The sequence below is a fragment of the Nostoc sp. genome, from assembly GCF_036917355.1.
Lineage (GTDB): Bacteria > Cyanobacteriota > Cyanobacteriia > Cyanobacteriales > Nostocaceae > Nostoc.
Genome location: NZ_JBALDP010000062.1, coordinates 287,630 through 300,087, shown reverse-complemented (window position 1 = coordinate 300,087; position 12,458 = coordinate 287,630). Strand labels below are relative to the sequence as shown.

The 12,458-nt window shown below is 41.2% G+C and carries 17 protein-coding genes; 5 read left to right on the top strand and 12 right to left on the bottom strand.

Features of this window, described 5'->3' with window-relative positions; translation table 11 throughout:
* Together V7K53_RS19660 and V7K53_RS19655 are read left to right on the top strand one after the other, a co-directional pair.
* Positions 1-747, top strand: a complete 747-nt coding sequence (locus V7K53_RS19660) for a class I SAM-dependent methyltransferase (RefSeq protein ID WP_335199146.1) — start codon at positions 1-3, stop codon at positions 745-747.
* Between the two features lie 69 nt (positions 748-816).
* Complete coding sequence (locus tag V7K53_RS19655) at positions 817-1,506, top strand: Uma2 family endonuclease (protein ID WP_335199145.1); 690 nt, start codon at positions 817-819, stop codon at positions 1,504-1,506.
* Between the two features lie 524 nt (positions 1,507-2,030).
* Here V7K53_RS19655 and V7K53_RS19650 read toward each other — a convergent pair.
* Both V7K53_RS19650 and V7K53_RS19645 read right to left on the bottom strand, forming a co-directional pair.
* Entirely contained in the window at positions 2,031-2,327 is a 297-nt protein-coding gene (locus V7K53_RS19650) for a hypothetical protein (RefSeq protein ID WP_335060438.1), read from the bottom strand.
* A gap of 28 nt (positions 2,328-2,355) precedes the next feature.
* The gene (locus V7K53_RS19645; protein ID WP_335199144.1) at positions 2,356-2,823 is read right to left on the bottom strand and encodes a VOC family protein; all 468 of its coding nucleotides are present in this window, start codon (positions 2,821-2,823) and stop codon (positions 2,356-2,358) included.
* Between the two features lie 75 nt (positions 2,824-2,898).
* Between V7K53_RS19645 and V7K53_RS19640 the strand changes: the two genes are divergently transcribed.
* A complete protein-coding gene (locus V7K53_RS19640) occupies positions 2,899-3,372 on the top strand; it encodes a DUF4385 domain-containing protein (protein WP_335199143.1) in 474 nt (157 codons plus the stop codon).
* A 42-nt stretch (positions 3,373-3,414) separates the two neighbouring features.
* Positions 3,415-3,765 (top strand): hypothetical protein, encoded by a 351-nt coding sequence (locus V7K53_RS19635; protein WP_335199142.1) that lies wholly within the window; start codon positions 3,415-3,417, stop codon positions 3,763-3,765.
* Positions 3,766-3,823: 58 nt separating this feature from the next.
* On the opposite strand, the gene V7K53_RS19630 is transcribed toward V7K53_RS19635, so the two are convergent.
* From V7K53_RS19630 to V7K53_RS19600, 7 genes are all read right to left on the bottom strand, one after another.
* Positions 3,824-4,159 carry a DUF5615 family PIN-like protein gene (locus V7K53_RS19630; RefSeq protein WP_335199141.1) on the bottom strand — a complete coding sequence of 112 codons (336 nt, stop codon included), beginning with the start codon at positions 4,157-4,159 and terminating at the stop codon, positions 3,824-3,826.
* Positions 4,143-4,364 carry a DUF433 domain-containing protein gene (locus V7K53_RS19625; protein ID WP_335199140.1) on the bottom strand — a complete coding sequence of 74 codons (222 nt, stop codon included), beginning with the start codon at positions 4,362-4,364 and terminating at the stop codon, positions 4,143-4,145. Before V7K53_RS19625 ends, V7K53_RS19630 begins: the two co-directional genes overlap by 17 nt.
* Positions 4,365-4,453: 89 nt before the next feature.
* A complete protein-coding gene (locus V7K53_RS19620; RefSeq protein WP_335199139.1) occupies positions 4,454-6,364 on the bottom strand; it encodes a tetratricopeptide repeat protein in 1,911 nt (636 codons plus the stop codon).
* Positions 6,333-7,916, bottom strand: coding sequence for a CHAT domain-containing protein (locus tag V7K53_RS19615; RefSeq protein WP_335199138.1), 1,584 nt, complete (start codon positions 7,914-7,916; stop codon positions 6,333-6,335). The genes V7K53_RS19620 and V7K53_RS19615 overlap by 32 nt, the downstream gene beginning before the upstream one ends.
* 84 nt (positions 7,917-8,000) lie before the next feature.
* Positions 8,001-9,020, bottom strand: a complete 1,020-nt coding sequence (locus V7K53_RS19610) for an aldo/keto reductase (RefSeq protein WP_334843910.1) — start codon at positions 9,018-9,020, stop codon at positions 8,001-8,003.
* A gap of 111 nt (positions 9,021-9,131) precedes the next feature.
* A complete protein-coding gene (gene petJ / locus V7K53_RS19605; RefSeq protein WP_335199136.1) occupies positions 9,132-9,467 on the bottom strand; it encodes a cytochrome c6 PetJ in 336 nt (111 codons plus the stop codon).
* Between the two features lie 55 nt (positions 9,468-9,522).
* Positions 9,523-9,747 (bottom strand): hypothetical protein, encoded by a 225-nt coding sequence (locus V7K53_RS19600; RefSeq protein ID WP_335199135.1) that lies wholly within the window; start codon positions 9,745-9,747, stop codon positions 9,523-9,525.
* A 191-nt stretch (positions 9,748-9,938) separates the two neighbouring features.
* On the opposite strand from V7K53_RS19600, the gene V7K53_RS19595 reads away from it, so the two are divergent.
* Positions 9,939-10,760: a histidine kinase gene (locus V7K53_RS19595; RefSeq protein WP_335199134.1), complete on the top strand. Its 822-nt coding sequence runs from the start codon at positions 9,939-9,941 to the stop codon at positions 10,758-10,760.
* A gap of 284 nt (positions 10,761-11,044) precedes the next feature.
* Here V7K53_RS19595 and V7K53_RS19590 read toward each other — a convergent pair whose 3' ends face one another.
* The 3 genes from V7K53_RS19590 to V7K53_RS19580 form a co-directional block, all read right to left on the bottom strand.
* On the bottom strand, positions 11,045-11,236 hold the full coding sequence (locus V7K53_RS19590; RefSeq protein WP_100898558.1) for a YqaE/Pmp3 family membrane protein: 192 nt from the start codon (positions 11,234-11,236) through the stop codon (positions 11,045-11,047).
* 130 nt (positions 11,237-11,366) lie between these two features.
* Positions 11,367-11,762, bottom strand: a complete 396-nt coding sequence (locus V7K53_RS19585; RefSeq protein WP_335199133.1) for a phage holin family protein — start codon at positions 11,760-11,762, stop codon at positions 11,367-11,369.
* A 334-nt stretch (positions 11,763-12,096) separates the two neighbouring features.
* On the bottom strand, positions 12,097-12,447 hold the full coding sequence (locus V7K53_RS19580; RefSeq protein ID WP_335187482.1) for a 2Fe-2S iron-sulfur cluster-binding protein: 351 nt from the start codon (positions 12,445-12,447) through the stop codon (positions 12,097-12,099).
* Positions 12,448-12,458: the final 11 nt, after the last annotated feature.

Here is a 12,458-nt window from a genome sequence, read left to right as displayed (position 1 = left end):
ATGTTAAATTTTCTCCACTTTATAGTAACTTTTATTGCGATCTTGAGTTGCTTGCTGCTGAACCCAACCCTGACAGTACAAGCTGCGTCTTCATCTAACACTGTTTACGAACAGCGTTTTATCCATAGTCCAGATGGTATCGGCAAATACTACATGGGGCGCGAAATCGCTAAAGTTATGGGATACACTGGCGCTGGCTGGCTAGAACGTCCCAGCCGAGAGGGAGAAGAACAGCCAAGTAAAGTAGTCAGCCTCCTCAATCTCAAACCTAATGATGTGGTGGCGGATATTGGCGCTGGTACAGGTTACTTAAGCTTTCGCATCGCGCCGTTATTAACAACAGGTAAGGTGGTAGCTGTAGATGTTCAGCCAGAAATGTTGGAAATTATTGAGTTATTCAAAAAAGAGAAAAATATCACTAATGTTGAGCCTATTTTAGCCACTTTTACTGATCCCAATTTACCATCTGAAAGTATCGATTTAGCCTTAATGGTGGATGCTTATCATGAACTTGAGTATCCCCAAGAAGTGATGCAAGGAATTGTGAAAGCACTTAAACCAGGTGGAAAGGTGGTGCTGGTTGAGTATCGGGGTGAAAATCCTTTTATCACGATCAAACGTCTGCACAAGATGACTCAAAAACAAGTTCGCAAAGAAATGCAAGCCGTTGGTTTGGTTTGGCGGGAAACTAAAAACTTGTTACCTCAACAGCATTTAATGGTGTTTGAGAAACCCGATCTGGCTTAGGCAGTACATCACAAGAAAAATATGTACCAAGCCATAATAAAGTAAGACTCCTTGCCAGAGCAGAAAATAATGGTCAACCTATCATTCAAGCAGCGAATTCCTCATTTAGAGAATGGCGATCGCCTGACTCGCTACGAATTTGAACGACGCTATCAAGCAATGCCCCGTCATCAAAAGGCAGAATTAATTGAAGGAGTTGTATACTTGGCATCCCCATTACGCTTTGAAAGTCATGCTGAACCACATGGCCATCTAATAGGTTGGTTGTGGACTTACCAAATTGCGACTCCTGGTGTGAGATTGGGAATTGAGCCAACAGTCCGCTTAGATCGAGACAATGAACCGCAACCAGATGGAGTGTTATTAATCACACCAACATCTCAAGGACAATCTCGTTTGAGTAATGATGATTACATCGAAGGTGCGCCAGAACTCGTAATAGAGATAGCAGCTAGCAGTGTTGCTATTGATTTACATGACAAGAAAAAAGTTTATGGGCGGAATGGAGTAAAAGAATATCTTGTTTGGCAAATATTTGAAAACAAATTAGATTGGTTTCGCCTGCAACAAGGAGAATATGTCTCTTTAGAAGTGGACGCAGATGGAATTATCAAAAGTCAAGTATTTCCTGGTTTGTGGTTATCAATGTCTGATTTACTTGCTGGCAATATGCAGCAAGTATTGGCTGTGTTGCAGTTGGGATTAAATTCGCCAGAACATCAAATATTCGTGCAGCAGTTGTCTGGGGAAGAAAAATAGTTGCACAAATACCTGGCAAATAAAATTAGGGCAAACGCATCTAAATTACTCTTGTTTACAACCAAGGTTAAGAAGCAACGAAAAAATGTATCGATGAATGTAAACTATCTAAAGCTTAATTCAACCAAAATAATTCTTGAAAAAGTTGCAGTCAATAATGGATTACTGACATGGTATAACATCCTTAAGTCCGTTGACCAATTAAATGATGTTGAACTCGATCCTCCTTCCTTTTATGTACTTAAGGAGCTTGTTAATGTCGCGTTTCTTCGACTAGAGCCGCTAGAAGGAGGGAACTCAGCTAAGTATTGGCTAACAGAGACGGGTAGACTCTTTTTAAGTCAAAGTTTAAATGATTTATCCGAGACAAAGCCAGATTCAAAGTAGCGATTTTATTTTATAACTCTCAGTAAAAACTAACAATGCACTACAGAATTTTGCAGTTAATTTGTTAGGTTGAAAAAGGCTGTGAAATTAGGTATGAAAAATAAGCATTTTGAATGCTCACCAGCGATTTTTTGACATTAGTCTATTTTTTGAGGAATGAGACTGGCGCTTTTGGTTACACTATCCCAAACAATCCAGTTAAGAGAATTATCTAAATCATCGGGGCTGTTTGAAACTTTAAAATATAGCTTTTCTTCACGTTTTCTTTCAATGGCAAAGTCGGCATTTTGAGCATAAGCGACTATAAAACCTTTGTCTCGTAAACAATACATCGCCCAGGCTTTCAATGATTGCTTGTATGGTTCGTGTGGAATTGGTGGTTTTGCGATCGCATCTTCAATTACTTTAAATATTTGCGTGAGTTTCGCGGTCATAGTAGATTCTTTTGTTATTACCCTTAAGTTAACTAGCTTCTGGATCGCAACGAATTTCAATCATAAAGCCATCTGGATCGTAAAAATACACTCCTCTACCAGTAGGACGAGTGACTGGGCCGTGTGCGATCGCTATTTTATTTTCTCTGATTACTGTCACCGCGCGATCGAATAACTGCGGATCGATGTCAAAGGCTAGATGGTACGCCCTGGTGAAGGTTTTTTCTGGGTCTGGATTTGGTGGTGTTAAGTCGGGTTCCCCAAATAAATCCAGGATTGTACCATCCGGGGTGATGAAGTTGGCTACTTTCCCAGATGCGACAAGTTCCACCAGGGTTGCGGGTACTTCGTCGCCTGTGAGTTCATGCAAACCCAGGATTGTGCCATAAAAGTAGCGCGAGGCTTGCATATCCTTGACGTTGAGGGCAATGTGATGCACTTTACGCAGATTTCCTGGCGCAAGGACACTGTTCAGGGATTGGGTGCTAGATAGCATAATCAACAAAATCTCAATACTTAGATAGAAGTTGAACTTTTTTTTAAAGTTTACTATTTCTAATAAAAATCTATCATGGCTTTTGATTATTCTTTAGACTTTAAAATTATTGATTTTCGCCAACATCCTGAACTCTATCGCGTTGGGAAGGGTGAGCAGGGTGTACTTTTGGTTGAACCATACAAATCAGAAATCCTTCCTTACTGGCGATTCAAAACTCCTGAGATTGCTAGAGAGTCGAGTGAAAAAATTTACGAGCTTTTTCTTGATTATTTAGACAAAGATGATTTTGTCGGCGCAGATATGGCACGGAAGTTTATCCAAATGGGTTATACTCGCTCTCGCCGTTATGCTAATCATAAAAGCGGCAGGAAGTATAAACAAAATTCCGAAGATTCAGGTGACAAAAAAGAGATTCTTCCCTACGAAGTAGACCCCGTAAAAGCGGAATCGGCAGCAATATTTAAAGCCAAGTGGGTAGAAGCAAAGACAAATGAAAAATATCAGAAGCTTTTAGCCAAACATAAGCAGATGTATGAAGTAAATTAATAACCTTCGTAGGTGCGTTAAGAACGTAAAGCACCTTCTAAGATGTTTTCACTGCGTTATGCTGTCGCTAACATACTCTACCAAACAGCCGATGAGTCTTTTATACTCACAAACGAGTCTTTGATACTCGTGAACGAGGCTTTGATACTCGCCGAGGAGTCTTTGATACTCGTGAACGAGTCTTTTATACTCGCCGAGGAGTTTTTGATGCTCGTGAATGAGTCTTTTATACTCGCCGATGAGTCTTTGATGCTCGTGAACGAGTCTTTTATACTCGTGAATGAGTCTTTTATACTCGCTGACGAGTCTTTTATACTCGTGAATGAGTCTTTTATACTCGTGAACGAGTCTAGAGGACTGATTGCAGAAACTTTTTACATTGTCGCCAATTAATTTAAGATTAACGCGATCGCATTTCCCCATTCAGCAATTCAATAATAATCATAGTTGCCTAAGCGATCGTATCTGGCAGTGTGATAGTAACCACATCACCTGCTTGAATCGTTGCTAAAGCTTCTTGAACTTTAGGCATCAGAGGTTTCAGAACTTCTAAACGATTGCTGGGAGATGCGAGAACGATTATAGCTAAGTTGATATTATTCAAATTTTGTTGAGCTGTTAAGTTTTGATCAATGGTGATGAATACATCAAACTCTATCTTCGCTAGTCCCAGTAACTCACCATTCTTTTTACTTGCCCATCCTTGCTCTGGTACAGTTACAACCTCATGACCTGTGATTTCTCGCTTTAATTTCTTAGGCAGGCATTCATCAAGCAGCACTTTCATAAGAAGATAATACCGTTTTCAGAGCTAGCTTGAGAAATGTTGTTGCCTGGGCGCGGCTCACAGTGGGAAAATCTTCTAGAAAGTCATCAAGGCGATCGCCTGCTTCGAGATAATCAACCAATGTTTGTACTGGTACGCGAGTTCCGTAGAAAACTGGTGTACCAGAAAGGATGTCGGGAGAAGTTTGTATTAGTTGAGGTTCCATATCGCATCTTGCAGTGTGATATTGAAGAATTGCATCAGCTGCTTATATTGTCACCAATTAATTTCAGATTAACGCGATCGCATTTCCCTTTAATCGCCTAATGAAACTTGACTGCGGTCAAACAACCACGCATCCTCAACTATCTCCTCTAGGCGTTGATTAAGTCGGGGGAGAAAATATTCTGGATCATTTAGCCGTTGCTGGACAACCCAAGTATCAAAAGCTTCTTGCGTGTCAATTCCTTGGACACCCGCCGCACCTAATATCATCTTGAAACTATGCTCTTGGAGTTCCTCTAACTGGGGATAACCTTCACTTTGGTGCTTGCAAAATAAAATTGCCGTTGTTCCTAGTAAAGCTTCTAGTTCATCACCTTGAAGTACTGCATCATATAAAGCACGAATTAACTCAATGGTATCTCCTAAAGGTGCTTGAATCCTCAGCGTCAGCCAGATTGCTTGAGCCAGGTAAACCAAACCGTTACTTTTATCTATTATGCCTATATAGCGGAGAACTGTAGCCATCTGCCCATAAGCCTTAACCTGTGCAAATAATTCAATTGCTTGTAGATTTAACTCTATTTGTCTAGATATATCTCCAGTTTTACCAGCAACACAACCTATATTCGCCAGATTCTCAGCTTGACCTAAAATATTGCCAACACTCTTATTTATGTTTAAAGATTTATCCAACAAAGATATCCCTTGCTCAATATCTCCTTGATTGACAATTGCATTTGCCATATTGTTGAGTATGGTAGCTTTATCTTTAAATTCCCCAATATGTTCTATAATTTTTAAAGATTCCTGCCAGAAATAAAGTGCTTGTTCTATATTTCCTTGACGAGCTATTACTTCCGCCATGTTATTAAGAGTAGCGCCTTTGCCAGGAAAATTCCCAATGCGCTCATCTATTTCCAAGGATTCCTGCCAATAAGAAACCGCTGTTTTGGTGTCTCCCTGTTGAGCAATTAACCATGCCATGTTGCTTAGAATTATGGATTTTTCTTTCAAGTCAACCGTAGGGCAAAGGTCTAAAGCTTGCTGATAATTAGCAAGAGCGTCTTCCACTAAACCTAAATTGTATTTAGCACGGGCTATACTTCCCAATATGCGGTAGTCCAGAACAACTGTTAAAATTTGCTGGCATAGTTCTAGAGCTTCTAAAAAGCGAGAATTGTTGTCCCAATCAACAGCGACGATATCACCAACACGGATGGCAATCTCCCATTGTTCTGCCAGCAGTCCTAGTCGTATAATCTCAATTGCTTTGTCATCCGCGCAGAACTTATTTGTCTCCTCCCACCAAACTTGATAGACTTCCCTTACCGCTTTCTGCCGTGTCTTTAGCCACTCTTTCTCACTCAATAAGTTTTCCAGCAAAGGTTCTAAAATTGTCGTTACCCGGTAATTAGCTGGCTGGGTGGGGTGAGTGGTAGCAGACTCAACTAGGCTAAGACTGACAAGCTTTTGCAGAAAAGAGGTAGAGGGGGAAATGGCATTGATGATTTCAACAGTAACGGGAAGGTGAAACACACTCAACCGTGCGAGAAACTTTTGTTCTTCCGGTTCCAAAGCATCCAGCAGAGTTTGTGCCAAGATATTTTCGCGGAATTTCTGCTCAGTCGCCTCCAGCCGATTCAGTAATTCATCCGCCGCTATTCCTGGCTGCTGAATCACCTCTAACAACCATTTCAGCAACCGGGGATTACCATCGGCAATGTGGATAATTCGCTGAGTTTTTAACTGCTGCCTAACTTCCTTATCTAAAGGAAAGCAGATTTTATCAATATCACTGCTGCTCATCCCTGCCAAAGATTCCAAATGCAGGCGATGAGGTGGCAAAGTGTCTGCTTTCAAATAGCGACAGGTGACAATCAGCCGACTTTCTGCCCCGTTCTCCGCCAATGCCGCACAAATCGCCCCTAAAATCTCGTAAGCCTCTGCCGTCATCCACAGTGAACCATCTTCAATGTGTGGGGATATTCTGCTCAAAGTCATCCAGCACCAGCAGCAAAGGTTGGTTGTATTCCTTTTCAATTGCTTCAAAAAAGTTTTGCAACCGCCCTTTAAGAGACATCTTTGGTTGATTCAAAAGTGCTGGCACATCTGCAAACCGCTCAAACTTATTAGAAAGCTTATTCAGCAAACCTTTCTCATCCAGAGGGCCAATCAACACCACTCGCGCAAAATTGTCACGCTGCATCTGCACCCGCGTACATAACCGCGCCGCCAGAGTACTTTTGCCTAGTCCACCCATCCCCGCAATAAACACGCCGATTTGGTCGCTGCTTTCCTGCAAAGCCTTGAGACACCGTTGCAAAGGTCGTCTGCGTCCGACAAACTCAAACCGACTGGCAACTTTAACTAGATTATTCTCATCCAAAAATTCTTGCTCTGGCGCTGTGAACTTCAGCTTTTCACGATTTCTTGTTCTCAGAGGTGTTACCAGTTCTGCAATGGGGCGCGTATCCCGATACATCCGCAACAGATGCCAGTCGGTGCATTCTTTCTCAATCATCTCCTGCTGCGCTGCTTTGACTGCTGTTTCAACAGTTGCCCCTGTCGCCAAAGCTTGATAAAGTGCCTGTGCTGCTACAATACCCGTGCGGTCATACACCGGACGCGCCCAGCCTAAAACTATACCTGCTCCCGCTTTCACCAATGCCTGCGCCATTGAAGGTACTGTCCCATTGTTAGGAACCTGTCCTGTATGACAACCAGAGAGAAAAGCTACACGAGGCCAACGTCCGCGAAAGGCTCTAGCTAAATCATTGACAGTAGTAAATTGCAAATTCCCCACCTCATCTTCAGTGATGAAGCAGGGGGTATTGTCTGCCAACGTTACACCTTCTGGCAGCAAATAGCCGTAGCTTTTTTGGGTATAAATAATCCCGTGTCCCGTGAGGTGAAAGACATCAAAATAGTCTTCGGGGTAGGATTTCACCAAATTGGCTAACTCTACAACTGAGCCACTTTCCTCGACAATCAACGCCAAAAGCTGATCCTTAGTTGCTTGCAAGATGTTCGCTTCTTCCTGCTCAAACCCTAGTGGTGGAACTCTGGGATCTTCAGGAGAAGTCGCCATGAACAGCAAGCGCAAGGGGCGATTTTGCACATTAATCACTTGGGTTTGACGCTGCTGCACAGAACGCACTGGTAAAACGGAAAGATTCTGGCGTTCTATTAAAAACCCTGCACCATCATGTAGCAATTCCCAAGGCAAATGTGCCAATCCCAACGCTACCCGTTCTGTTTCCGGGTTCAACCCCTTTGCTTCGCTGGTTTTAATCAAATCTAGAAGAATCGTTTGCTCATCCGCCTCATCCAGCGCCCTTCTCAGCCATCCTTCTTTACCATCCAGCCATTGATAAAGTTGCCGTCCCAACTGGGTGAGATAGGGTAGGCGATCTTTTTGTTGAGCATAGTAATTTTGCTCACACAAATCAATGAGTGCTGCCAACTCCGTTTTATCCAGGCGACGTGAGCCATAATCACAGCGCAGTTCAAAAGTTTGCTGTTGACTGAGCGCGAAGGTGAAGTTTAGGGGCATGGTTTGCAAGGGTAAATTGCACAATAACCTTCACCGTATTATCAGTAAATTCAATCGTCAACAAAGCCAATACCTTAATAATGGTTATCGCCGATATTCGTCGCCGCAATCGCCGATAAGCTGGTACAAATCGCGTGATTGGCGAGATACTGCATTGATGCGATCGCGATCGTCTTCATCTAAACTAAAACTAAATACTTTGGCGTTATCTTCTATATGTTCAGATACTCCAAGTCTGGCACCAACTATCACACCTCCTACAGTTGGCCGATCTAAAATGTAACGCACTGCTACATTGGAAATGCTTACGCCATGCTTATTAGCAATTTCTTTGAGAATAGCTAGTAACTCTTGAAATAATTGCCAACCACCCCAAGCATCGATCATATTTTTATATTTTTTCAAACTAGCAGTAGATAGATCAAATCCTCGCGGTTCCGGTTTACCCAAATAGTTTTCTGATAACAAACCGCCGCACAGCGTACCGTAAGTAAAAAGCTTTATGTCATGCTGCTGACAAAACTCTACCATATTAACTTCAGGACGGCGGTCAACCAGAGAAAATTGCACTTGGTTAGAAACAATTTTGATACCCGCTTCAGTAATAATCTTCAAGTTTTCCGTGTCAAAATTAGTTAAACCCAAATGCTTAATTTTACCCTCAGTCTGAAGTTCTGCCAGATATTTGAGGGCATCCAGGTAATTTTTATCCTGATATTCCCACCAATGGAATTGCATCAAATCTAACGATTGCACATTCATTCTTCTCAAGGAAATATCAATATTTTCCTCGACGAGTTTTTTCGTCATTTTGCCTGGACGAGGCACCCATTTCGTAAAGGCTTGCACCTGAGATAAAGCATCTTTAGCACGAGTATCAATTAGTTGACAGCGAAACTCACCAATAAAATCTTCTGCTGGGCCATAATGATCTGCTAAATCCCAAGTAGTAAAGCCAGCATCTATATATTTGAACATAGTCTCAATAGCGGCTTGGGGATTGATCTGTCCGTGTCCGCCGGATACTTGCCACATCCCATTTAATATACGGCAGATGTTCAAATCGGGAGTAAATTGGAGACGACTAGCTGCGGGTAAGTTCATTTTCAATTTATGAGTGAAAAGTTAGGAATGGGAAGACTTAACAATTACTAATAGATAAATCATAACTGATAATTTTTAATTCCTAACTTCTCACTCCCAACTCTTAATTTTTTAACGCCAACCTTTTTCAGCTTGTTCGAGAACGTAAGCAGCAACGTCTTGAATTTGCTGTTCAGTGAGACGCTCTTTGTAGGCTGACATATTATTTTTACCATTGGTAACTATAGATGTAACTGCCTCTATTGAATCCATACCATACTTTTTCAGGGCTGGTTTTTTGAGATTTTTACCACGCCTGATGATGTTGCTACCGTTGATATGACAACCAGCACAATGAACACTAAATATTTGTTCGCCGTTAACTGTGTCTGCTGCACTAACAGGCAAAGTAAAAGTACTGATTAATAACAAAAACGTTACTAATACTAATGTAAGTAGTTTATTCAATGAACTTCTCCAGATTTGGACAGACTAGTTGTAGGCATAAGTATCAGAACCAATACTAGAGGGATTCAAAGTCAGTTGTAAATCCAGCAAAATTTGCACAATCTTCTTGAAAAGACTCTGCATCACTAACATCCTCAATTTTATAAGACATGATACGCGTCCCATCTGGCATTTTTTTGGAACCAATCAACTCACCTTGATATTTATCTGCGATCGCTTTAAAATCAACACCATGTATTTTCCAGGCATCACCCGAACAAGTAATATTTACTTGCCACATATTTCACTCCAAATTACTACCACTAAATATTCATCATCTCATAAATGGGCAACATCTTACACATCACCTCTTTGGGGCTATAATTTTCTATCTAAAGGAAGTACCGAGCCAGATCGGGCTACGCCATAATGTGGATGTAGGAACATTTCTAGAAAATTTTATCCAAATTAGTTAAATCCCAAGAGTTGAAAATGCCTAACAATATCAAGCAACAAATTCAAGCCGACTTGCAACAAGCGAAAGAAACTGGACAATTAAGAACTGAGCGGATTCGAGAAATAGTAAAATCCGCAGTTTCTCAAGTAGCTTCTGAGTTTAAACAAGGTTCTAGTGAAGTTCGTAGCATTGTGAAAGATGCAGTTTCTGCTGTAATTGAAAACTTCCAAGAAAAAGGCAGCGAACTCAAAGAAAAGGGTAGCGAACTCAAAGATGAAGTGACAGCTTCCATTGAAGGAGCGCTGGAAGGAATTAATAGCAAAAGACACGAAAGCATTGCTCAAACTCAAACAGATATAAAAAGGTTACAAGCTCAACTAGATGGTGAAGAAGAACAACTCCAACAAGAGGTTGATGTAATTTTGGCAGAGATTGAAGAGACGGGTAAGGAAAAACCTGCAAGTACTAAAACAGCAATTGATTCTGCTGTCAATGCTCTTAAAGATAGTGAAGAAGTCGGATTGCTAAAGAAACGTTACGCGCAATTGCAAGCACAGCTAGCCATTGTCCGAGCTAATATGGCTGCACGCTACGGCGGACGTAATATGGAGGTTCAAGATTATCTAGACGAGGCTAAACACTGGTACGATAAGGCTCGTCCTCAAGCAGAGTCTATGGCTGTACAGGTAGGAGAGAAGCGATCGCAGTTAGAAGATAAACTGGGTGAAGCTGGTACATCTCTAGCCAGAAAAGAGCGGCAAATCAAACAAACCTTAAGAGAGTTACTTTTAACGGCAGCTGACTTATTCAAAGATAAAGAACCTGCTAAAAAAGAACGGGAGACTATTCACAAATAGGCTGCTTTAGTGTTTAATTGACTGAGAAAAAGAGGGTGGGAAATTTCCCACCCTCTTTTGTTGAAACAACAGTTTTATTAGACTTATTGTATGAATCAAAATCCCTCACCCTAAATCCCTCTCCCAAGCTTGGGAGAGGGAACTTTGAAATTGACTCTCCTTCTCCCAATATTGGGAGAAGGGGTTGGGGAATGAGGGCTATACCATTGCACTGTAATTATTAAAAATAGTTAATGGGTAATTGTCGTGCAACAATTACCCATTTCTTAAATTACTATTGCGTATTAGTAAATATTTCCTTCTCTATTGAGTTGTTCGTCATGCTTGGCAATAACCCAAATTGCATGAATACTACCTGGTAGCCAACCTAGAACTGTGAGCAAGATGTTAATAAACAGAGTTGGGCCAATTCCAACAGTCAGGAAAACGCCTAAAGGAGGCACTAACAAACCTAGAAGAAAACGAACTAATTTCATGATTTTGCCGTATTTTTGTGAGTTTCTTTAATTACATTCTGCTGAAGATACCGAATTAGGAAATCCACCTTCAGCTCTTTTATTTGGAGTAGAGACGTGAAAAAATTGGTCTTTCTACTCCTTATAATGCTTATCTAGAAGGTAATTCACCTTGGGTTTTTTCGCCACTGCTGGTTAACAGGTTTCTTTCAACAAAGTAGTTGTTAATGAAGGTGTTAGCAAAAGTTAGAATCACTGGCCCAAGAAGGAAACCAATAATTCCGCGAACTGCGAACCCAGGAACTAGGACTGCTGCTAACCAGAAACACAAACCGTTGACGACGAGCGAAAATGCTCCAAATGATAGAAAGTTAAGTGGTAGAGAAAGAGCAGACAAAACTGGTTTAACTGAACCGTTAATTAGACCAATTACTAAAGCAGCAATTATAGCTGCGGGAAAATTAGCAATATTAACGCCTGGAACAACTAAATCAACAATCAACATGCTCAAAGCTGTAGCTAGGGCGGTTAATAATGGTGTTAACATTTTTCTTACCTAATCACTAAAGATTTTTTGTAACTTCTTATCTCATCTTCAACTATGTGCTAGGTTTTAACCTCTCTTGCAAGATAGAATTTGGTTCTACCGTTAGGCCGATCATTGAGAAAAAGATAGCGCTTTTAATACTGCGTAGGTCTTACTTAAAAAAGTACTCCGAGTAGGTTGGGGAGCCACTGCGTTGGGCGGGTTCCCCGACTTGTTCGCGCAGCGTCTCCGACAGGAGAAGCACGTGGCATTTGAGGAACGAAATCCAATATTTTCACAATTTTGTCGGGTTTCACTACCTTTAACCCAACCTACAAATCTTCTTAATCAATTACTATTGCGATCGCTCAGATTTTTCAGACTCAGGCTTATAGTAAAGGGCTGATTTATATAAGACTTGTTCTTGATGGGTTTCTAAAGTGCAATCAGACAAAGGATAAGTTACACAAGTAACAACATAACCAGCCTGTATTTCACTTGGACGCAGAAATTTTTGCTCGCTTTGATCGATTTCACCACTAATAAGTTTAGCAATACACGCAGAACATTCACCTTGTTTACACCCAGATGGTAGGCGGATACCAGCTTCTTCCGCCATATCAAGAATATATTGATCGTCTGGTACTGGAATGGTGCGATCTAATCCAAGTGTAGGATTGATAAATCGAACTTGATAAACTGCCATCTGCTGTTTCT

Coding starts and splice junctions, on each gene's coding strand:
- V7K53_RS19660 (WP_335199146.1), top strand. CDS start 1: ATGTTAAATTTTCTCCACTTTATAGTAACTTTTATTGCGATCTTGAGT.
- V7K53_RS19655 (WP_335199145.1), top strand. CDS start 817: ATGGTCAACCTATCATTCAAGCAGCGAATTCCTCATTTAGAGAATGGC.
- V7K53_RS19650 (WP_335060438.1), bottom strand. CDS start 2,327: ATGACCGCGAAACTCACGCAAATATTTAAAGTAATTGAAGATGCGATC.
- V7K53_RS19645 (WP_335199144.1), bottom strand. CDS start 2,823: ATGCTATCTAGCACCCAATCCCTGAACAGTGTCCTTGCGCCAGGAAAT.
- V7K53_RS19640 (WP_335199143.1), top strand. CDS start 2,899: ATGGCTTTTGATTATTCTTTAGACTTTAAAATTATTGATTTTCGCCAA.
- V7K53_RS19635 (WP_335199142.1), top strand. CDS start 3,415: ATGTTTTCACTGCGTTATGCTGTCGCTAACATACTCTACCAAACAGCC.
- V7K53_RS19630 (WP_335199141.1), bottom strand. CDS start 4,159: ATGAAAGTGCTGCTTGATGAATGCCTGCCTAAGAAATTAAAGCGAGAA.
- V7K53_RS19625 (WP_335199140.1), bottom strand. CDS start 4,364: ATGGAACCTCAACTAATACAAACTTCTCCCGACATCCTTTCTGGTACA.
- V7K53_RS19620 (WP_335199139.1), bottom strand. CDS start 6,364: ATGACTTTGAGCAGAATATCCCCACACATTGAAGATGGTTCACTGTGG.
- V7K53_RS19615 (WP_335199138.1), bottom strand. CDS start 7,916: ATGCCCCTAAACTTCACCTTCGCGCTCAGTCAACAGCAAACTTTTGAA.
- V7K53_RS19610 (WP_334843910.1), bottom strand. CDS start 9,020: ATGAACTTACCCGCAGCTAGTCGTCTCCAATTTACTCCCGATTTGAAC.
- V7K53_RS19600 (WP_335199135.1), bottom strand. CDS start 9,747: ATGTGGCAAGTAAATATTACTTGTTCGGGTGATGCCTGGAAAATACAT.
- V7K53_RS19595 (WP_335199134.1), top strand. CDS start 9,939: ATGCCTAACAATATCAAGCAACAAATTCAAGCCGACTTGCAACAAGCG.
- V7K53_RS19590 (WP_100898558.1), bottom strand. CDS start 11,236: ATGAAATTAGTTCGTTTTCTTCTAGGTTTGTTAGTGCCTCCTTTAGGC.
- V7K53_RS19585 (WP_335199133.1), bottom strand. CDS start 11,762: ATGTTAACACCATTATTAACCGCCCTAGCTACAGCTTTGAGCATGTTG.
- V7K53_RS19580 (WP_335187482.1), bottom strand. CDS start 12,447: ATGGCAGTTTATCAAGTTCGATTTATCAATCCTACACTTGGATTAGAT.